Source organism: uncultured Tenacibaculum sp. (assembly GCF_947495995.1).
Lineage (GTDB): Bacteria > Bacteroidota > Bacteroidia > Flavobacteriales > Flavobacteriaceae > Polaribacter.
In genome coordinates this window covers 438,864-459,483 of the sequence record NZ_CANMAX010000003.1, presented here as the reverse complement: position 1 = coordinate 459,483, position 20,620 = coordinate 438,864, and the positions used below count along the sequence as shown (strand labels likewise).

The window sequence follows — 20,620 nt, the reverse complement described above, 5'->3', positions numbered from 1 at the left end:
TTAATTACTCTGTTTGGTTAATACGTATTTCATGGCTTTTGCCTTTAACAAACATTCTTCATACTCTTTTTCTGGTATAGATTTATGTGTTATGGCTCCGCCTACCGAATAAGATACATATTTTTCTTCAGAATTATATAGAATACTTCGAATCACTACATTAAAATCAAAATCTCCTTCTGGTGTGAAATAACCAAAAGCTCCTGAGTATAATCCTCTTTTTGTTTCTTCCACTTTTTCAATGATTTTCATAGCTGAAATTTTTGGTGCACCAGTCATACTTCCCATTGGAAAAGTTTCTCGAATAATATCTACAGGATGCACGCCTTCATCTAATTCGGAAACTACTGTAGATATTAATTGATGGACTTGTTTGAAAGAATACACCTTGCACAATTCTTCGACTTTTACTGATCCTTTTTTAGCTAATCTTGATAAATCATTTCGAACTAAATCTACGATCATTATATTTTCTGATCTCTCTTTTTCATCTCTAGCTAAATCAAAAGCGATTTTTCCATCATCTATAGAGTTCACTAATCTTTTCGCAGTACCTTTTATAGGTTGTGAAATAATTTTACTTCCGTCTTTTCTTAAATATCTTTCTGGTGAAGCAGAGAGTAAATACAATTCTTCATGCTTAAAAAATGTAGCAAAAGGTGGTTCTGATATTGCATTTAAGTTTGTATAAATCTCATATGGATTTAACGTAACATTTTCTGCATAAAATTCTTGGCAAAAATTTGCTTCGTAAATATCTCCTCTTTGAATATGCTCTAAAACTGTATTTAGCTTATCAAAATATTCTTCTTTGTGAATTCTTAATTTAATTTTAATTGCTTCTTTTTGTTTTTCAACAGATTCTGCATTTAAATTTTCTTCTAAAATGGCTTCGAAATCTTCTTCAATTTCATCATCAAAAGCTCTTAAATATAAAAATTCAGCTGTATTATCTTTTATCTGTATAATCTTCTGAGGTTGAAAAAAGTAAACATCAGGAAATTTTAATCCGTCGTAGTTATTTGATGATAATTGCTCAACATCATTTTTAACATCGTAAGATAAATAGCCAAACAAATAATCTTTAGTGTATGACTGATATTCTTTTAACTTTTCGAATGCATTAAAATAATCTGTTTTTATAGATGTAAATTCTTCTACAGCCAATACACAATCAAAACTAGAATAGTTTTGTTCATATTGATTACTATCTAAAAAAACAGCAGTCTCATGAATCGAACCCCATTTTAATAATCGCTTTTTAAAATCGGCAGGATTCTCCAGAAAAAATGTATTACTTGTCCTCGAAAGCATTCGGCAAAAATACTAAATGAGAATTACAAAACAGTTAAATTTTTATCCCAACCAACCTTCTCTATCTAAGCTTCTATATTGAATAGCTTCGGCGATATGACTAGATTCTACATTTTCAGATTGTTCTAAATCAGCAATAGTTCTAGCTACTTTCAAAATACGATCATAAGCTCTTGCAGAAAGATTTAATCTTTCCATTGCTGACTTTAACAAATCCATAGAAACTTTATCTAATTGACAAAATTTTCTAATTTGCCTTGTGTTCATTTGTGCATTATAATGCACTTTTTCTATACTTAAAAAACGTTGAGTTTGAATAGCTCTCGCTTCTGTAACTCTTGATCTTATTGAAACAGAAGATTCTCCTTTTTTAGCTTCTGAAAGTTTTTCGAAAGGAACGGGATTCACTTCAATGTGTAAATCGATTCGATCTAATAACGGACCTGAAATTTTGCTTAAATATCGTTGCATTTCAGCAGGTGAAGAATTCATTGCGTTTTCAGGATCGTTAAAATAACCACCCGGACTAGGATTCATACTTGCTACTAACATAAATGATGAAGGATACGTTACCGTGAATCTTGCTCTAGAAATTGTTACTTCTCTATCTTCTAATGGTTGACGCATTACTTCTAAAACACTTCGTTTAAACTCTGGTAATTCATCTAGAAACAACACACCATTATGAGACAATGAAATTTCACCTGGTTGTGGATAAGAACCTCCACCAACTAAAGCTACATCTGATATGGTATGATGTGGATTTCTAAAAGGTCTGTCTATCATTAATCCAGAACTTGCTACTTTACCAACAACAGAATGAATTTTCGTTGTTTCTAAAGCTTCTTCAAGTGTCATTGGTGGTAGAATTGAAGACAACCTTTTACTTAACATTGTTTTACCAGAACCTGGAGGACCAATTAAAATAATATTATGTCCACCAGCAGCGGCAATTTCCATACATCTTTTAATACTTTCTTGACCTTTTACGTCTGCGAAATCATATTCAGGATTGTTAAGTTTTTCTCCATATTCTTTTGCCAAATCGATTTCTGTTTGTTGTAAATCTTTTCCTACATCAAAAAAGCCGATTACTTCCTTGATATTATCTATTCCAAAAACTTGTAATCCATCAACAACAGCAGCTTCTCTAGCATTTTGCTTTGGTAAAATAAAACCTTTAAAACCTGATTCTTTGGCATGAATTGCAATAGGTAAAGCACCTTTTATGGGTTGCAAAGTTCCGTCTAATGATAACTCTCCCATAATGAGATAATCATCAAGATTTTTTGCTTGAATTTGTTTTGATGCGGCCAATATACCAATGGCCAGAGTTAAATCGTAAGCGGATCCTTCTTTTCTCAAATCTGCGGGAGCCATATTTATTGTGATCTTTTTTCCTGGAATTCGATAACCAATATTTTGTAGCGCAGCAGCAATTCTGTAATTACTTTCTTTAATAGCATTATCAGGTAAACCGACTAAATGATAGCCTATACCTTTATCTATATTAACCTCTACTGTAACTGTGGTAGCATCCACTCCGAACAGAGCAGATCCAAAAACTTTAACTAGCATTTCTTTTTCTTTAACAATTACGGTAAAAGTAAGTTTTTTATTTTAAAACCATATGATTTCTAGTTCCCAACAAAAAAAGCGCGATTAAAAATCGCGCTTAAAGTTTATAATCTTTATTTGGATGAAGTGTAAAATAATCCCCCAATTCTTTTACCAGTTCTTTCTCGAAAGAAATCACAAATAATTGATTATTGCAACAAAGTTACAGTTATTCCACTTCTTAATACTTTAAATATGTTACACCCTAATAAAAAACGAAAAACTGCTATAAAACAATAACTTACAAAAAGCTTAAGTTTAGAAATGTTACTATTAATTATTTTCTTTTCTGTATTTATTTGGCGTTACTTGATATTTATTTTTAAATGCTGTTGAAAAGTAATTAGGAGAAGAAAAACCTACAGAATAGGCAATATCAGCGATACTTAATTCTTCATCTGAAAGTAATAACTCTTTACCTTTTTCTAATCTTATATTTTGAATGTAATCACTAATCGTTATACCTAAAAGTGCTTTTATTTTACGATATAGTTGCACTCTAGAAATACTTAAATACTCAGCTAAAACCTCTACCGTAAAAGATGAATCATCAATATTATTAGCTATCAATTCATCTATTTTATCAAGAAAATTTTGCTCTTTACTTTTCGGTTTCTTCTCTTTTTCATTATTAGAACTTACCGCTTCTTTAAAGTGATTTTGTATTCTCTTTCGGTTATACAATAAGCTCTCAATCGATTGAAATAAAACAGATAAGTTAAATGGCTTGGTTAAAAACATGTCTACTCCAGATCTCAATCCTTTAAGATGTGCTTCATCAGAAGTTAATGCTGTTAATATTAATACAGGAATATGAGAAGTTCTTTCATCTTTCTTTACCATTTCACAAATTTCAAAACCACTTACTTCAGGTAAATTAACATCACTTACGATAACATCTGGAATAATATCTAATATCTTTTCTTTTACTTTAATTCCGTTACAATCATAAACCTCATAATAATCTGAAAGCTTATCTTTTAAATACAATCGTAAATCGTTATTATCCTCTATAATTAATAAAGTTTCTTTTTCTTTATTATCTAAAGTATTTCTTTGTCCTATTTTTTCAAATACATCCTGATTAAGATATCCATTCGCTTTTATATCTTGATTCTGGATAATTTCTTCTTCTTTTAAATGAGCTTTTCCTTTAGGAAGTGAAATAACAAACTCTGCTCCTTTGTCTTTTTCAGAAATAACACGTATCTCTCCATTATGGAGTTTCACGTATTCTTTCGTTAGGTATAATCCTATTCCTGAACTTGCTTTCTTGTTGTTAGAACCTTGATAAAACTGATTGAACACTTTGTCTTTCTCTTGCTCTAAAATCCCTATCCCTGAATCTTTAATAGCAATAAAAATATTGTTTTTACTCTCTTCAAGAATTACTGAAATTTTCCCTCCATCAGGTGTAAATTTAAATGCATTAGACAATAAGTTAAATAACAAATTATCGAATAAATCACGATCTAAATACACTTCAGGATCTTTAACTTTTACTTGTAAAGAAAAATCTATTTGTCTTTTTTCTGCTTCGTTGTTAAAATCTAAAAATATTGATGTAATAAAAGATTCAATATGCGTTTTAGATGCTCTTAACTTAAAACTTCTACTTTCAACTCTTCTAAAATCTAACAACTGATTTATCATTCGAAGCAATCGCTTAGAGTTATTATAAATCAGATTAAATTCCTTAGGTTTCTGTTCAATTTTAGAACCAATTAAGGTTTCTGTAGAAGATAAGATTAAAGATATTGGTGTTTTAAAATCATGAGAAACTCCAGTAAAGAAGTTATTGGTTATCTCGTTTGTAACTTTTAAATCGTCTGCTATTTTTTCTATTTCTTTTTTCTGACTATCAATTTGATCAATAAGCTTGACTAATAATCTTTTTTGTTGGACAAGCTTTCTTTTAGCTCGTAAAGTGATAATCAACAACGTAATAATAATCCCTAAAAAGATTAGTGTTGCTATTAAAAAATCTCTTTGTGATTTATATAACTTTATTTGCTCTTCTATAAGTTGATGTTGCTTTTTAATGTCAGACTCATGCGTATCTATTAAAGATAATTGTCTACTTAATAAATCAACATTTGTTGAATCAACTACAACAGAAGGCAATAATTTTTCTTTTTTCGCCTTTCCATTATTAATAATCTCTAATGCAGTTTTTATAGCTTCTTTCCCTCCAGTTGGACAAAGTACAGTTGCTTCTAAAATTCCTTTTTTCACTAATGTTACTCCTCCATTTTCAGAATTTAAACCTCCAACTCCTATGAACTTAACATCTTTATAGTTTAAAGTCTTTATAATCTTATGCGCTTTTTCTGCTAATGCATCTGTATGAGCAAAAATGTAATCGACATTATCGTGCTTTGAAAGAAGATTTCGAAGTTTATCTTCTATTCCTGAACCATCATAACTATCTTGAACCTTACCTAAAACAGTTAAATTTTCATCTTCCTTTATAAACTTATGAAAACCTAAACTAATATGCCTAGTTGGTGTGGTTCCTGCCCAACCTTTAATTTCTACAATATTTAATTTTCTTTTTAAAGACTGTAAATATTTCGTAGCATTTAATCCGATTTCGTAATTATTTACACCAATAAATGAATTGTAAGTACTTATTTCTCGATCTAAAACTATTACTGGAATTTCTTGTTCGATCGCCTTTTTCATTATAGCTTTTAAAGGTCTTGGCGCAATCGGTGATACCACAATAGCATCTACACCAAGATCGATAAACTTCTCTATATCATAAATCTGTTTATCTACATCTCCACTAGATTCTGAAACTAAAAGTTCGATATTATCATGAAATCCGATTTCTATATTCATCGATTTCATAATAGCTTCTTTCCAATCTTCACTTGAAGAAAATTGTGAATAGCCAATTACATATTCTTTTTTACTATCCGAATTATGACATCCGTATAGTAGCACTATTAACAGTATGAAAAATAGTATTTTCTTGATTCCCCCCACGTTCTACTATTTTGACTTAAAAGATACTAACTAAAATAAACAAAAAAAACGCAAACTAAGACATTATGTTGTAGCCTTGTTTTGCGTTCTTTAACTTGTACGGGTGAAGGGAGTCGAACCCCCACGCCTTGCGGCACTAGATCCTAAGTCTAGCGTGTCTACCAATTCCACCACACCCGCTAATACTAAAATTTGGTGTGCAAATATACATAAAGAATTTAATTCTCAAACTTAAATACAATTAATTCTAAAAAAATCTTAACAAAAAACACAAACCTGCTTCATTAGCAACATTTAACATTACTGTTTTTTAGTAAAAAAAAGTAACTTAGCATAAATAATCAAAGTAATAATGCATACCGTTAAAGAATATATAGATAAAAATAAAAAACGTTTTATTGATGAACTTATTGAACTTTTAAAAATACCTTCAATTAGTGCAGATACTGCTTTCTCTCAAGATGTTTTAAATACTGCTGATAGTATTATGAAATCATTAAAAGAGGCAGGATGTGATAAAGTTGAATTATGTGAAACACCTGGTTATCCTATTATTTATGGTGAAAAAATAATTAACTCGGATTTACCTACAGTTTTAGTATACGGACATTATGATGTTCAACCTGCTGACCCAATTGATTTATGGGATTCTCCTCCTTTTGAGCCTGTAATTAAGAAAACAGATATTCATCCTGAAGGTGCAATTTTTGCTAGAGGAGCTTGTGATGATAAAGGACAAATGTACATGCACGTTAAAGCTTTAGAATACATGACTTCTGAAGGAAAACTACCATGTAATGTTAAATTTATGATTGAAGGTGAAGAAGAAGTTGGTTCTGAAAGTTTAGCTTGGTTTGTTCCTAGAAATGTTGAAAAATTAGCTAATGATGTTATTTTGATTTCAGATACTGGAATGATAGCTAATGACATTCCTTCAATTACTACAGGATTAAGAGGCTTAAGTTATGTTGAAGTAGAAGTTACTGGACCAAACAGAGATTTACACTCTGGATTATATGGTGGAGCTGTGGCTAACCCAATTAATATTTTAAGTAAAATGATTGCTTCGTTACACGATGAAAACAATCACATTACAATTCCTGGATTTTACGATAAAGTAGAAGAATTATCTCAAGCTGAAAGAGATGAAATGGCTAAAGCTCCGTTTTCTCTAGAAGCGTATAAAAATGCATTAGACATTGATGATGTTTATGGTGAACACGGATATTCTACAAACGAAAGAAATTCGATTAGACCTACTTTAGATGTAAATGGAATTTGGGGAGGATATACTGGTGAAGGTGCTAAAACCGTTATTGCTTCTAAAGCGTATGCAAAAATATCGATGCGTTTAGTTCCTAATCAAAACTGGGAAGAAATTACAACTTTATTCAAAAACCATTTTGAAAATATTGCTCCGAAAAGTGTTAAGGTAAAAGTTACTCCACATCATGGCGGACAAGGTTATGTTACTCCTATAGATAATATTGGATATCAAGCTGCGAGTAAGGCTTACCAAGAAACATTTGGCGTTGTTCCGATTCCTCAACGTAGCGGAGGAAGTATTCCTATTGTTGCTTTATTCGAAAAGGAATTAAAAAGTAAAACAATTCTTATGGGATTCGGTTTAAATTCTGATGCAATTCACTCTCCAAATGAACATTTTGGAATATGGAATTATCTAAAAGGAATTGAAACCATACCTTACTTCTACAAATATTTTAGTGAATTATACAAATAAGATAAAAACCCCTTTTTGGGGTTTTCTTTTTTTTGTTAAATTCGCGCTCAAAAGACACTATGAAAAAACTTATACTATTAGCTTTCTGTTGTTTATCCTTACAAATGAAAGCTCAGACTACAGATTTATCTATATTAACAATACCATTAGAATTAAAAGAAAATGCAAATGCTGTAATTCGAGATAATTACATTGAAATTCAGCTTGAAAAAGTAAACAATATGGTGGTATATCAGAAAAGAATTATCACGATATTAAATAAGGCAGGAGACAAAAATATTGATGCTTATGCGCATTATGACGATGATACAAAAATCAAGAAGCTTTCTGCCAAAATCTATAATAGCTTTGGAAAAGAATTAAAGAAATTTACCAAAAGTAAATTTAATGATGTAAGTGCTGTAGATGGTGGAACTTTGTATTCAGATAATAGAATAAAAATTTTAGACTACACGCCTACTGAATATCCTTACACTGTTGTTTTTGAATCAGAACACGAAACTTCATCTACAGGTTTTATTCCTTCTTGGAATCCGATAGAAGCATATTACACGGCTATTCAAAAATCTGAATATAAAATCCTAAATCCTTTAAATTTAGAAATCCGTACCAAGGAAAAGAATTTCACAAATTTCCCTATCAAACGTGTTTCAGAAGATCAAATTCATTATCGCATCGAAAATCAAACTGCTATTGAATTTGAACGTAGTTCGGTTTCTCCACAAGATTATTTCCCTAGATTAATGGCTGCATTAAATCAGTTTACTTTGAAAAGAGTTTCTGGTAGCGGTAGTAATTGGAATGAATTCGGAAAATGGATGGAAACCAAATTATTAAAAGACAAAATTACACTTAGTCCAATAACAATAGCTAAAGCTGAACAGTTAGTTAAAGGTTTAGACAACAATATTGAAAAAGCAAAGGTTTTGTATGAATTCATGCAGAACAAAACTAGATACATTAGTGTTCAAGTAGGCATTGGCGGTTGGGAACCTATTCCTGCTAAAGAAGTAGACAAACTTGGTTATGGAGATTGTAAAGGTTTAACCAACTACACTAAAGCTTTGTTGAATGCTGTTGGCGTTCCTGCTAATTATTCTGTTGTATATGCTCAAAACAGAAGAGATATTGATAAAGATTTCACTTCAATGCAAGGAAATCATGTGATTTTAAACATTCCTAATGAGAACGGAGAAGATGTTTGGTTAGAATGTACCAGTCAGACCATGCCTTTTGGTTTTTTAGGTGATTTCACAGACGATCGTGATGTACTTGTTATTACTCCTGAAGGAGGTGTAATTAAAAGAACTCCTTCTTATAAAAATGAATTTAACTCTCAAAACATCACTGCGGATATTACTTTCGATGCAAAAGGGAGTTTAAAAGCTAATGTTGAAATCACTTCAAAAGGAATACAATACGATGGTAAATTCCAGATCGAAAATAAGTCTCAGAAAGAATTAGAAAAATATTACATCTCTAACGTTTGGAGTTACAACAACAATACATCTATTAATAACATTGCTTTAAAAAATGACAAAACTAATGTTGTATTTACTGAAAAATTAGATGTTTCTATAGACGATTATGCGACAATTAATGAAAATGATTTTTTGTTTCGTGTAAATGTTTTTAATAGAAACAGATATATTCCAAAGCGATATAGAAATAGAAAAATGCCATTACAAATCGATAGAGGTTTTAAGGATACTGACACTTACAAAATTTCTATTCCTGAAGAATACGTCGTAAAAATGCTTCCTGAGGAAAAAGTAATTGAAACGAAGTTTGGAAGCTATAAAATGTCTATTAAAAAAGTAGATGGTAATACTCTTGAGTATAAAAAGTCCATTTTAATTAAAGCTGGAACATATCCTAAAGAAGATTACAAATTGTATAGAAAATTCAGAAAGAAAATTGCAAAATTAGAGAACATTAGAATTGCTATTTATAAAAAACAATAATCACCCTAAAACTATGAGAAATAAACTAATGATGCTACTATGCTTAGTAGCTGTAGCTAAGCATGGCTTTACTCAAGAAATTAAATTTGGTAAAGTTTCAAAAGAAGAAGTTTTACAAAAATCCCACGAAAAAGATTCAACAGCAAACGCTGCGTTTTTATTCAACAAAAGAAGAACACACTACAGGTATAGTAATAGTGAAGGTTTCTATTTAATTAACGAAATACACAAAAGAATAAAAATTTATAATAAAGAAGCTTTAGATAAGGCGAACTTTAGAATTATGCTATTTAGCGCAAGTGGAAATAGAGAAAAGATCAAATCTATTAAAGGATATACTTTTAACTATTTAGACGATAAAGTAACAAAAGTTAAATTAAAAAAGGAACATCGTTTTAATGAAGAAATCACAGATAATTTAACTGCTGTAAAAATTGCTTTTCCTGAAGTAAAAGAAGGAAGTATTATTGATTTAAAATATACAACAACTTCTCCTTACATCAGCAATATTGATCCTGTTCAATTTCAATATGATATTCCAGTAAATAAACTAGAAGTAACAATTGAAGCTCCTGAATATTTCAACTTTAAAAAAGCTTCTAAAGGATACTACAGTGTACCTGTTACAAAATCAACGAGAAATGGAACGATACATCTTGTTCAAGAGTATAAAGATGAATTTGGCCTAACAAAAAGAGGGAGCAGTTACGATCAAGATTTAAAATTTAATATCGATAAATTTAATGCAAGTAACATTCCTGCTTTAAAAGACGATGAACCTTTTGTTGCCAATATCGCAAACTATAGAGGAGGAATTAAATATGAATTATCCTACGTAAAATACCCTAATGGTTCTCCTCGATTTTACGCAACTACATGGGAAGACGTTAGTAAACGTATTTACAAATACAAAAGTTTTGGAGGCGAGCTTGAAAAGAGCGGATATTACAAAAAAGATTTAGCTACTGTATTAAGCGCTGCTACTAATGATTATGAAAAAGCTGGTGCAATTTTTCAGCTTGTAAAAGCTAAAGTAAAATGGAATGGAAATTACAGAACTACAGCTGAATTTGGAGTTAAAAAAGCATACAAAGAAGGTGTTGGAAATGTTGCTGATATTAATTTAATGCTAACATCTATGCTAAGATCTGCTGGATTAAATGCTAATCCGGTTTTAGTTAGCTCTCGATCAAATGGAGTTCCAGTTTTCCCAACAATAGACGGATTTAACTATGTAATTTCTATGATTGAATTTTCAGATGGAAAATATGTTTTATTAGATGCTACAGAACCATATTCTATTCCGAATTTACTTCCAATTCGAGCATTAAACTGGAACGGTAGAAAAGTAACACGAGCAGGAGCTTCTTCTTGGGTTAAATTAACTTCTTCTACACACTCAACAAGAGAGAATAACATCAAAGTAAAAATTGAAGATGAAAGTGAATTAAGTGGATATATAATGCAAAATTCTACAAGATTTGACGCTTTACTTGACAGAAAAAGATTCAATCATATTCAAAAAGAAGATTTAATCTCTAAATTCGAAGAACTTTACGATATTGAAATTGAAGAATTTAAAAGTAGAAACGAGAAAAACCTTGGAAAAAAATTAAGTCGAATGATTAAGTTTTCTTCTGATAATTTAATTGAAGAAGTTAACAGTAAGCTATATATAAATCCGCTTTTATTCCTAACACAGAAAGAAAATCCTTTTAAAAGTGAAGATCGTAAATTCCCTATTGAATTTGCTACACCTAGAAAAATTAAGAACAATATATCTATTCAAATTCCTGAAGGTTATCAAGTAGAATTTGTACCAGAACAATTAGCCATAGGTTTACCAGAAAGTTTAGGACTTTTCAAATTCAAAGCAACAGCTACTGAAAAAGGAGTTCAAATTAGTTCGATCTTACAATTAAATCAAGCAATGATTTCGCCAGTATATTATCAAGCTACCAAAGAGTTTTACAAACAAATCGTAGCTAAACAAATGGAAAAAATTGTTTTAAGTAAAAAATAACCTTTTATAAACAACCACTATGAAACTTATTAAACTTTACTTTTTAGTTTTTACAGTTTGTCTTTCTGCACAAATGGAAGATTTTCAAAAACTAGGCTACATCTCTAAAGACGAGCTAGCTATGAAACTTTATGACAAAGATAGCACTGCTAAAGCTGTGGTTTTAGAAGAAAGAGGATATCAATATGTAGATCGTGAAAATAATTATAGATTCAGAAGAGATGTATACAAAAGAGTAAAAATTTTCAGTAAAGAAGAGTTTGATAGAGCAACAATTGCAATAAACACCTACAAATCTGAAGATGTTAAAAACATTAAAGCTGTTACTTATAGTTTACAAGGAGATTTTATTAGAAGAACATATGTATCAGATAAAAACATTTTCAGAAAACAACTTTCTGAAACATGGAAACAAACTAGTTTTACGTTACCTGACTTAAAAGTAGGATGTGTAATTGAATACACCTACAGTATAATTTCTCCGTATTCTCAATTGAACGATTGGAATTTTCAGTCTGATATTCCAAAGATGAAAAGTGATTTTACAGCTTCTATTTTAGGAAACTGGAAACACAATGTTCGACTTAGATCTAGTAGACCTTTAGACAGAAGTAATAGCTACATCAAAAATAATTGTGTTCACATAGACGGTGTTGGTGATGGTGATTGTTGGGTTATTGAATACGGATTAGATAATATTCCTGCTTTTAAAGGAGAAAACTTTATGCTTGCTGAAGATAATTTTAAATCTAAAATTATTTTTGAGTCAATTTCTTATACAGCAATGGATGGTAAAGTTACAAACTACACCAGTACCTGGAAAGATGCAGATAAGACGTTAAAAAACAATTTTTTCGACGGACAAACTTCAAAGAAAAATTACTTTAAAAGAAACTTACCATCTAATTTATTAACCATAAAAAATGATTTTGAACGAGCAGACGCTGTATACAAACACATTCAAGAACGCTTAAATTGGAATGATAAATATTGGAGTAGAAAAAAGATAAAAGTTAAAAATATTTATGATGATAAAGTAGGTGCTGTAGATGCAATTAACTTAACACTATATAATGCTTTAACTGCTGCTAATATAGAAACCTATTTAGTTGTTTTATCAACTCGTCAAAACGGAGTTGTTACTAAACTTTATCCTTCTATATCAGAATTTAATTATGTTATTATTAAAACAGTAATTGATGGAGAAACGTATTTCTTAGATGCTACAGACAAACAGTTAATGTTTGGGGAAATTCCATACAGATGTTTAAATGGTGAAGGACGTGTTTTAGACTTTAAAAAGGGAAGTTATTGGGAATTAATTAAACCTAAATTCAAATCATATAAAAATCATAGTATTAATCTAGAATTTAAAGACGATGTCTTTGTTGGAAAAATAATTACAGCTAAAAAAGGATATTATGCTATTGGTGAGCGTAAAGCTTTCGGTTCAAAATCTGAAGATAAATATTTAGAAGATTTTGAAACTAGATATCCACTCATAGAAGTAGATGAATTTAATGCCATTCCTTCTAAAAATGGTAAAGATTCTTTTAAAACATTTTACAGTGTTTCCATACCAGATTTAGAGTTAGAAAATGTGATTCGAATTAATCCTTTTATTATTGATCGAAATAGTGTGAATCCTTTTAAATTAAAAGAAAGAAAATTCCCTGTTGATTTTGGTCATGCTTGGTCTAAAGCTTTTAATATTACGATCAAAATTCCTGAAGGCTATGAGGTTTCTCAACTACCAAAAACTAAAGCAATTTCATTACCAAATAAAGGAGGAAGAGCAATTTTGAACGTAAAAACTACAGGCGATCAAATTAAAATTTACAATAAGCTTTTTTTTAGTAAAGCTGTTTACAACGAAATTGAATATCATTATATAAAGAAGTTTTACAACGAAGTAATTAATATGCAAAGTAGCTATATTGAATTCAAGAAAAAATAGACAATAAAAAATCCGCTTCATAAAAGCGGATTTTTTTTATAAACTGATATACATTGTACATCGTGTCCATAATTGATTTTTATCAATCGTTCTTGTAAAATCAGAAGCGCGATACTCCACTCCTATTTCTATTTTGTTCTTTTTACTTAACCTATAACCTAAATTAGGTGATAATCTAATTTCTAAAGTTTCATCATTAAACTGCCACAAATACTCATTACTAAACTTCATATACCATTCGTAAACATCTATTTTATCTCCATTCAAAGCTTTTTGTAATGTAACTCTATATCTTCCTCTTAAATTTATAATATCATCGTAAAATTGTTCAAAAGCAAAACGATGACCTAACTGTAAATGTTCTAATCTTTGAATAATATTATAATGCTGTAGCGATCTGTATTCTACTTTACCTTCTTTAAAACGAAAAATAAATCCAAAATTTAATTTATTATTCATTCTTGTTTTCAATGAAAAAATTGAAGATACATCAACTAAACTATGAGAAAACTTAAACTCTTCATCATAAATAAAAGTTCTCGATTCTATTCCATTCGCCCATTTTATATTCGGTGAAACTTTAAAAGAAGTAACAACTTTAGGCAACAAACCTGCAGAAAAAGTAGACTGAGCAAAGACTTTTCCTATCCATAATACTGAAAACAACACTAAAACTCGTCGCATTAAAACTCTAAATTATCTGAATTCAACTCTTTAAATTTCAACTCCTTTAAAACTTCTCCTTTAGAGTTTAGAAGCAACTCGTATAAATCACGATGTTTCTTTTTTACACCAGAAACTACAAGTTCAAACAACGCGCTATCGTAATTATCGCTTTCTAAATACTTGGTAAGTTGTTCAACAATATTTTGAGAAGTTCCAGAAAACTGAATCTGTAATTTTTTAAGTCTGTATTTTCTAAAAAGAGTCTTTAATTTCGCTTCAATATTTAGGCGATCTTCTTTTTCTATATTTTTCAATTTACGCTTTACTTCAACGTCAATTATTTTACCTTTTTCATCAAATTCGAAACTATATTTTTGAGATTTATAGTAAAATTTAGCTTCAAAAGTTTTTCCATCCTGACTTTCTTCTCCGTACCATTTAATTTTTTTTGACAACTGAAACTGTTCTAAAAATGTAATAGCTGATTTCGGAACTTTTTCTTCTGAAACCCTATATTCTCTCTCGTATTTAAACTGTGAGCTTAACTTAAAAACCATAAAAAAACTCAACAAAAAAAGTAATCTCATATCACAAAAATACACACTCAAAATTAAAAAAGTTTTACTCTACACTTGTAGAATTAAATTTTATCTCTACATTTGTAGAGTAAATTCTAATCTTGTAGAAATGAAATTATCTAAAGCAGAAGAACAAGTAATGCAATATTTATGGAAATTAGATAAGGCTTTTATGAAAGACTTATTACAAGAGTTTCCAGATCCTAAACCTGCAACAACTACACTGGCTACGTTATTAAAACGTATGAGAGATAAAGGTTTTATTGACTACAAGTTGTTTGGAAAATCAAGAGAATATTTCCCTTTGGTTAGAAAAACAGATTACTTTTCTAAACATGTAAATGGTTTAATTAAAAACTTTTTTAACGATTCTGCGAGTCAGTTTGCTTCATTTTTCACTAAAGAAACAGATTTATCTGTAGATGAATTAAAAGAATTACGAAAGATTATAGACAATCAAATTAAAGAGCAAAATAATGATTAGTTATATTCTAAAATTTACAATTTGTTTAACTGTTTTGCTGACTTTCTATCATTTTGTATTGCAAAAAGAAAAGATGCATAACTTTAATCGATTCTTTTTAATAGGAAGTTTAGTATTCTCTTTTTTAATTCCTCAGTACACAATATATGTAAGTTCTGGAATTCATCCTGAATCTATAATCCCATATATTTTAGATGAAACAATAGCACTAAATCCTGGCGAAACAGGAAAAGCAACTAACTATTTTGATTTTTTACTATTCTTTAAAGTCATATATACAGTTATTGCAGGACTATTTTTATTCAGGTTTTTCAAGAATTTATTCAATATTATCAAAAGAATACGCCAACATGAAGTTGTAGATTTTCATAATGCTAAACTTGTATTGGTTAACGATAAAATTGCTCCACATACATTTTGGAATTACATTTTTATAAACAAAGATGAATATAATAATGATAGTATAGAAAAAGAACTCTTTACGCATGAGCTAACACATGTAACTCAAAATCACACTTTCGATATTATTTTAATTGAAATATTGCACGCTATTCTTTGGTTTAATCCTGTTTTTATTTACTTAAAAAAAGCAATTCGTTTAAATCATGAATTTATTGCAGATGCTTCAGTTATAGACATACACGACAATACAATTACATATCAAGAGCTTTTACTGAAAAGAAGTTCTGGTAGAAAAGAATATTACTTGGCCAGTAATTTGAATTTTATTTTAACTAAAAAAAGATTACTTATGATGACTAAACAAAAATCTGGCAAAGCAATTTTGCTGAAAAAGATGAGTGTTATCCCATTATTATGTGGACTATTATTTATACTTGCTGAACGGGTTGAGGCTTCTGAAAAAAAGCCTTTTACATTTATTGACGACAGCAGTGCTTTAACATCTTCTGATGATGGTATAAACAAACAAGAACCTAAAGATTCTTCAGAATACACTTACAAAGATTTTGCTTACAGAAATGCTATCGTAACTGTTAAGGATAAAAATGGTAATACAGTAACAAAAAAGTATAGCGAATTAACAGAAGAAGAAAAGAAACAAATTAAACTTTTCTCTGGAAACTCAGCTCCTAAAAAACCATCGAAAGCGCTTATTGAGCAATTAAAAAACAAAGAAAAATACGCTATTTGGATCGACGGGAAAGTTGCTGACAACAAAGAACTAAATTCATACAAGAATACCGATTTCGAAGATTACTCTGGAAGTTTTGTTCATAAAAATGCTAGGAGCAAACGTTTTCCTCAAGAATATCAGTATTCACTAGAAACTCCAAAATTCAGAAAAAAGAGAAAAGAAAAACAACAAAAAGCTTTCAAAAAATGGTTAGCAGCTAAAAAGGGAAAAAGTCAGCCTATTGAAAAAATAAGTAAAGATTCTATTCCTAAACGTTCGAATCCTAAGATTGTAAACCGTAGGAAAGGCACTTTTACGTACACCAATAAAGATGGCAAAACAATAACAAAGAAAACTTCTGAACTAACTCCTGAAGAAAGAAAAATGCTGCCACCTCCTCCGCCTCGTATGAAGAAACATAAAAAGGAAATTTACGATGCGAATGGCGAAAAACTATTTTATGTAAAAAACAAAAAAGGTATACAATATTATAATCGCTTCGGACAAGAAGTTACTAAATCAGGAAAATTAATTACTCCAGAAGAAAGTTCATCAAAATATGGAGCAGTAGTAAGAAAAGGAGATGAAACTAATATTCCGCCTCCGCCGAAAAGAAGGTATCCAAAAGTAAAAAAAGGAGAGAAAAGTAATATTCCACCTCCACCGAAAAGAACGTATCCTAAAGTTAAGAAAGGTGAAAAAAGTAATATTCCGCCACCTCCTAAACCTAAAGAAGGAAATTTTACTGCTAAAAGAAAAGTAATAGCTAAAAGGAATTCAACTGGTAATAAATTTAACAAATTATTCAGTTCTAAGAACTCTCCTTTGAGTAATAAGAATGTAATCTCTAATTATTACTTAGATAATAAATCAATCAGCAAAGAAAAATTTGAAAAAATTGATTATTCAAAAATTGCTACTGTAAATATCATAAGAGATAAAGATGGAAATAAAAGCTTGTATGCTGTAAGCAACAAAAAATAACTCTTGTTAAAAGCCTCTTAAAAAGAGGCTTTTCTTGTAACAAACACTTACCTAGATCGTTATTTAATATATGAAACGTTTCTTTCTTTTATGTTCGGGTGTAGATTTAGACCTGATACAAAATTGCTCTAATGGTGAACAAAATAAATATGCTGGTATAGGAGCCACAGTTTTCTTTACAGCTTTAATGGCAACTATAGCTAGTAGTTATGCCTTATATACTGTTTTTGAAAATATTTACACATCAATCTTTTTTGGATTAGTATGGGGTTTACTTATTTTCAATTTAGATCGATATATCGTTTCTACACTTCGCAAAAAGAATAGTTTTGGCAAAGAATTTCTTCAAGCATTTCCTCGATTATTATTAGCCATTATTATTGCCGTTGTAATTTCTAAGCCTTTAGAGTTAAAGATTTTTGAAAAGGAAATCAATCAAGTTTTATTGACTGAACAAAATCAAATGACACTTGATAATAAAAATCAGATTGCACAACAATTTACACCTCAAATTAAAAAATTAGAAACCGAAATTTCTAATTTAAAAGCAGAAATTGATCAGAAAGAACAAGAAACAAATCAACTTTATGAAACTTATATTGCTGAAGCGGAAGGACGAAAAGGAACAAAACTTAAAGGCAAAGGGCCAGTTTACAAAGAAAAGAGAGAAAAACACGACGCTTCACTTGCTCAATTATCAGAATTAAAAAAAGCGAACAATGAAAAAATCGCTTCAAAAGAAACTGAAATCGCAACATTATTACAACAACAAAAAAATAGTGAAACCAACGCACAACCAATTATTGCAAATTACGATGGTTTAATGGCTCGTATAAATGCTTTAAATAAACTTCCTGCATTACCTTCACTATTTATATTTCTACTTTTTTTAGCTATTGAAACTTCTCCTATTTTCACCAAACTAATTAGTAGTAAAAGTGAGTACGATTATAAATTAGAAAATAGTGAGTCTGAAATTAAATCTTGGATTGTTCAGCAAAACAATCAAAGAGAAAAAATCGTAGATACAGATAAACATATTAATGCTGAAGTGTATAATGATTTAAAAACAGAAGAAGAACTGTATAATTATAAACAAAAAATGGCTCAAAATTTAATGAAATTACAAGGAGATTCTTTTTTTGAAAATCAAAAACGCTTATTGTAAGATAGTTAAGAAATATTTTTTAAAAAATACTGATTTACTGAGAATTAAATAGTAAATTGCGGCTTTAATATTTAATACATTTTTATAATGAAACAAGGAACGGTAAAGTTCTTTAATGAATCTAAAGGATTTGGGTTTATTACAGAGTCAAACTCAGGTACAGAGTATTTCGTACATATCTCAGGACTAATTGATGAAGTAAGACAAGGTGATGAAGTAGAGTTCGAACTTAAAGAAGGAAAAAAAGGATTAAACGCTGTAAGTGTTAGAGTAATTTAATATATAACAACATTTAATTTTTTAAAAGCATCTGTTTTTCAGATGCTTTTTGGTTAAATAAAAACTTTAAACCAAGCAGTTTATTAAAATAAGTTTTATAAATTTGCACACTCAAAATTCGAAACACATCGAATTTTAAATTAATAGATTAATAATCAAGGTCGTGTACCTTAAAATTTAACAAGTATGCCTGTAAAAATTCGTTTACAAAGACATGGTAAAAAAGGAAAACCATTTTATTGGGTAGTTGCTGCCGATTCTAGGTCAAAAAGAGACGGTCGTTTCTTAGAAAAGATCGGAACTTACAACCCAAACACTAACCCAGCAACAATTAACTTAGATGTTGATGCTGCTGTAAAGTGGTTACAAAATGGTGCTCAACCAACTGACACTGCTAAAGCTCTTTTATCTTACAAAGGTGCTTTATTAAAGAACCACTTAGCTGGAGGTGTTAGAAAAGGTGCTTTAACAGAAGAGCAAGCTGAAGCTAAGTTTAACGCTTGGTTAGAAGAAAAAACTGGTAAAGTTGCTGGTAAAGTAGATGGTTTAGCAAAAGCTAAAGAAGATGCTAAAGCAAAAGCTTTAGAAGCTGAAAAAGCTGTTAACGAAGCTCGTATTGCTGCAAAAGCTCCTGTAGTAGATAGTGAAGATGCTGCTACTGAAGAAGGTGGAGATAGCGAAGAGTAAAAAAGTATAACGATAATGCAAACTAAAGATTGTTTTTATCTTGGTAGAATCGTTAAAAAACACAGTTTTAAAGGCGAGGTAATTATTAAGTTAGATACTGATGAACCTCATCTTTACAAAAATTTGGAATCAGTTTTTGTCGAATTAGGCAATAATCTGGTTCCTTTTTTTATAGAAAAATCATCTTTAAGTAAAAGCACAATGTTTCGTGTAAAATTTGAAGACGTTGATTCTGAAGCTGATGCTGAAGCGATTATGAAAGCTGGGATTTATTTACCTTTAACTTTACTTCCAAAACTTACAGGGAATAAGTTTTATTATCATGAAGTAATTGGTTTTACTATTACTGATAAAAATTTCGGTGATGTTGGTACAATTACAAACATTAATGATTCAGCTGCACAACCTTTATTTGAAATTGATAGAGATGGAATAGAAATATTTATTCCAATGATTGATGATTTTATTATTAAGGTAGATCGCGAAAATAAAACTATAGCAGTAGAAACTCCAGAAGGACTTATTGACTTGTATTTAACTGAATAACAACTATTAATTCAGTTTAGTTCACCATTTATTTTCTATTTATATAATTTAAAATATCTAGTACATCTTGTTCAGTGAGATGAGGATTTTTATGTTCTGATTTGTTAGAATTCCATTCAGCATTTAGAGCTAAAACATCCGGGTCTTTTTGTTCAATTAACACTTGCTCATTTTTCACATATTTAATTAACCATTCTTTTGGATATCTATCTTTTACCCCTGGCAAAGGATGACCATCACGAATATGGATTTTATGACAATTAATACAATTATTTTCTCTCCATAGTTTCTTCCCTTTTTCCTTTGATTGTTTTAAAGAATTAGAAAGTCTAACTATTTTTTCTTTTTTAGATGTAAAATTATCTACATCACTATCATCAATCGCTGTTTCAATTTGTACTACCCAAGCGATCATTAATACTAAGATAACTGATAGTATACTACCTAAAATTATATTCCCAGACAACTTCATATTTCACAACTTTA

At 29.8% G+C, this 20,620-nt stretch carries 16 protein-coding genes and 1 tRNA gene; 10 read left to right on the top strand and 7 right to left on the bottom strand.

All coding sequences use genetic code 11. From position 1 onward, the window contains the following. From pabB to Q1A15_RS11260, 4 genes are all read right to left on the bottom strand, one after another. The gene (gene pabB / locus Q1A15_RS11275) at nucleotides 1-1,314 is read right to left on the bottom strand and encodes an aminodeoxychorismate synthase component I (RefSeq protein ID WP_299623441.1); all 1,314 of its coding nucleotides are present in this window, start codon (nucleotides 1,312-1,314) and stop codon (nucleotides 1-3) included. Between the two features lie 42 nt (nucleotides 1,315-1,356). Then, nucleotides 1,357-2,892, bottom strand: a complete 1,536-nt coding sequence (locus tag Q1A15_RS11270) for a YifB family Mg chelatase-like AAA ATPase (protein WP_299623439.1) — start codon at nucleotides 2,890-2,892, stop codon at nucleotides 1,357-1,359. A gap of 312 nt (nucleotides 2,893-3,204) precedes the next feature. Then, nucleotides 3,205-5,880: a substrate-binding domain-containing protein gene (locus Q1A15_RS11265; RefSeq protein ID WP_299623436.1), complete on the bottom strand. Its 2,676-nt coding sequence runs from the start codon at nucleotides 5,878-5,880 to the stop codon at nucleotides 3,205-3,207. Nucleotides 5,881-6,020: 140 nt separating this feature from the next. Further along, nucleotides 6,021-6,102: transfer RNA gene (locus Q1A15_RS11260), tRNA-Leu, on the bottom strand. 172 nt (nucleotides 6,103-6,274) lie between these two features. Between Q1A15_RS11260 and Q1A15_RS11255 the strand changes: the two genes are divergently transcribed. Genes Q1A15_RS11255 through Q1A15_RS11240 form a run of 4 tightly spaced genes read left to right on the top strand, consistent with a single transcriptional unit; the run spans nucleotide 6,275 to nucleotide 13,607 of the window. Next, nucleotides 6,275-7,663 (top strand): dipeptidase, encoded by a 1,389-nt coding sequence (locus Q1A15_RS11255; RefSeq protein ID WP_299623433.1) that lies wholly within the window; start codon nucleotides 6,275-6,277, stop codon nucleotides 7,661-7,663. 59 nt (nucleotides 7,664-7,722) lie between these two features. After that, nucleotides 7,723-9,627, top strand: coding sequence for a DUF3857 domain-containing protein (locus tag Q1A15_RS11250; protein ID WP_299623430.1), 1,905 nt, complete (start codon nucleotides 7,723-7,725; stop codon nucleotides 9,625-9,627). Between the two features lie 13 nt (nucleotides 9,628-9,640). Continuing rightward, nucleotides 9,641-11,650, top strand: coding sequence for a DUF3857 domain-containing protein (locus tag Q1A15_RS11245; protein WP_299623427.1), 2,010 nt, complete (start codon nucleotides 9,641-9,643; stop codon nucleotides 11,648-11,650). Between the two features lie 19 nt (nucleotides 11,651-11,669). Beyond that, nucleotides 11,670-13,607 carry a DUF3857 domain-containing protein gene (locus tag Q1A15_RS11240; protein ID WP_299623425.1) on the top strand — a complete coding sequence of 646 codons (1,938 nt, stop codon included), beginning with the start codon at nucleotides 11,670-11,672 and terminating at the stop codon, nucleotides 13,605-13,607. A gap of 36 nt (nucleotides 13,608-13,643) precedes the next feature. Here the strand turns inward: Q1A15_RS11240 and Q1A15_RS11235 are convergent, their stop codons facing one another. Both Q1A15_RS11235 and Q1A15_RS11230 read right to left on the bottom strand, forming a co-directional pair. Beyond that, nucleotides 13,644-14,291: a DUF2490 domain-containing protein gene (locus Q1A15_RS11235; RefSeq protein ID WP_299623422.1), complete on the bottom strand. Its 648-nt coding sequence runs from the start codon at nucleotides 14,289-14,291 to the stop codon at nucleotides 13,644-13,646. Continuing rightward, nucleotides 14,291-14,860 carry a hypothetical protein gene (locus Q1A15_RS11230; protein WP_299623419.1) on the bottom strand — a complete coding sequence of 190 codons (570 nt, stop codon included), beginning with the start codon at nucleotides 14,858-14,860 and terminating at the stop codon, nucleotides 14,291-14,293. Before Q1A15_RS11230 ends, Q1A15_RS11235 begins: the two co-directional genes overlap by 1 nt. Before the next feature lie 100 nt (nucleotides 14,861-14,960). Between Q1A15_RS11230 and Q1A15_RS11225 the strand changes: the two genes are divergently transcribed. From Q1A15_RS11225 to rimM, 6 genes are all read left to right on the top strand, one after another. Beyond that, nucleotides 14,961-15,335, top strand: a complete 375-nt coding sequence (locus Q1A15_RS11225; protein ID WP_299623416.1) for a BlaI/MecI/CopY family transcriptional regulator — start codon at nucleotides 14,961-14,963, stop codon at nucleotides 15,333-15,335. A 73-nt stretch (nucleotides 15,336-15,408) separates the two neighbouring features. Then, nucleotides 15,409-17,454 carry a M56 family metallopeptidase gene (locus Q1A15_RS11220; protein WP_299623413.1) on the top strand — a complete coding sequence of 682 codons (2,046 nt, stop codon included), beginning with the start codon at nucleotides 15,409-15,411 and terminating at the stop codon, nucleotides 17,452-17,454. A gap of 70 nt (nucleotides 17,455-17,524) precedes the next feature. Further along, the gene (locus Q1A15_RS11215) at nucleotides 17,525-18,622 is read left to right on the top strand and encodes a DUF4407 domain-containing protein (protein WP_299623411.1); all 1,098 of its coding nucleotides are present in this window, start codon (nucleotides 17,525-17,527) and stop codon (nucleotides 18,620-18,622) included. An 87-nt stretch (nucleotides 18,623-18,709) separates the two neighbouring features. Further along, nucleotides 18,710-18,901 (top strand): cold shock domain-containing protein, encoded by a 192-nt coding sequence (locus Q1A15_RS11210; protein ID WP_075341206.1) that lies wholly within the window; start codon nucleotides 18,710-18,712, stop codon nucleotides 18,899-18,901. 186 nt (nucleotides 18,902-19,087) lie between these two features. Next, complete coding sequence (locus Q1A15_RS11205; RefSeq protein ID WP_299623406.1) at nucleotides 19,088-19,588, top strand: 30S ribosomal protein S16; 501 nt, start codon at nucleotides 19,088-19,090, stop codon at nucleotides 19,586-19,588. Between the two features lie 15 nt (nucleotides 19,589-19,603). Further along, nucleotides 19,604-20,134, top strand: coding sequence for a ribosome maturation factor RimM (rimM, locus tag Q1A15_RS11200; protein WP_299623403.1), 531 nt, complete (start codon nucleotides 19,604-19,606; stop codon nucleotides 20,132-20,134). Between the two features lie 28 nt (nucleotides 20,135-20,162). Here rimM and Q1A15_RS11195 read toward each other — a convergent pair whose 3' ends face one another. Continuing rightward, nucleotides 20,163-20,606, bottom strand: coding sequence for a cytochrome c (locus Q1A15_RS11195; protein ID WP_299623401.1), 444 nt, complete (start codon nucleotides 20,604-20,606; stop codon nucleotides 20,163-20,165). Nucleotides 20,607-20,620: the final 14 nt, after the last annotated feature.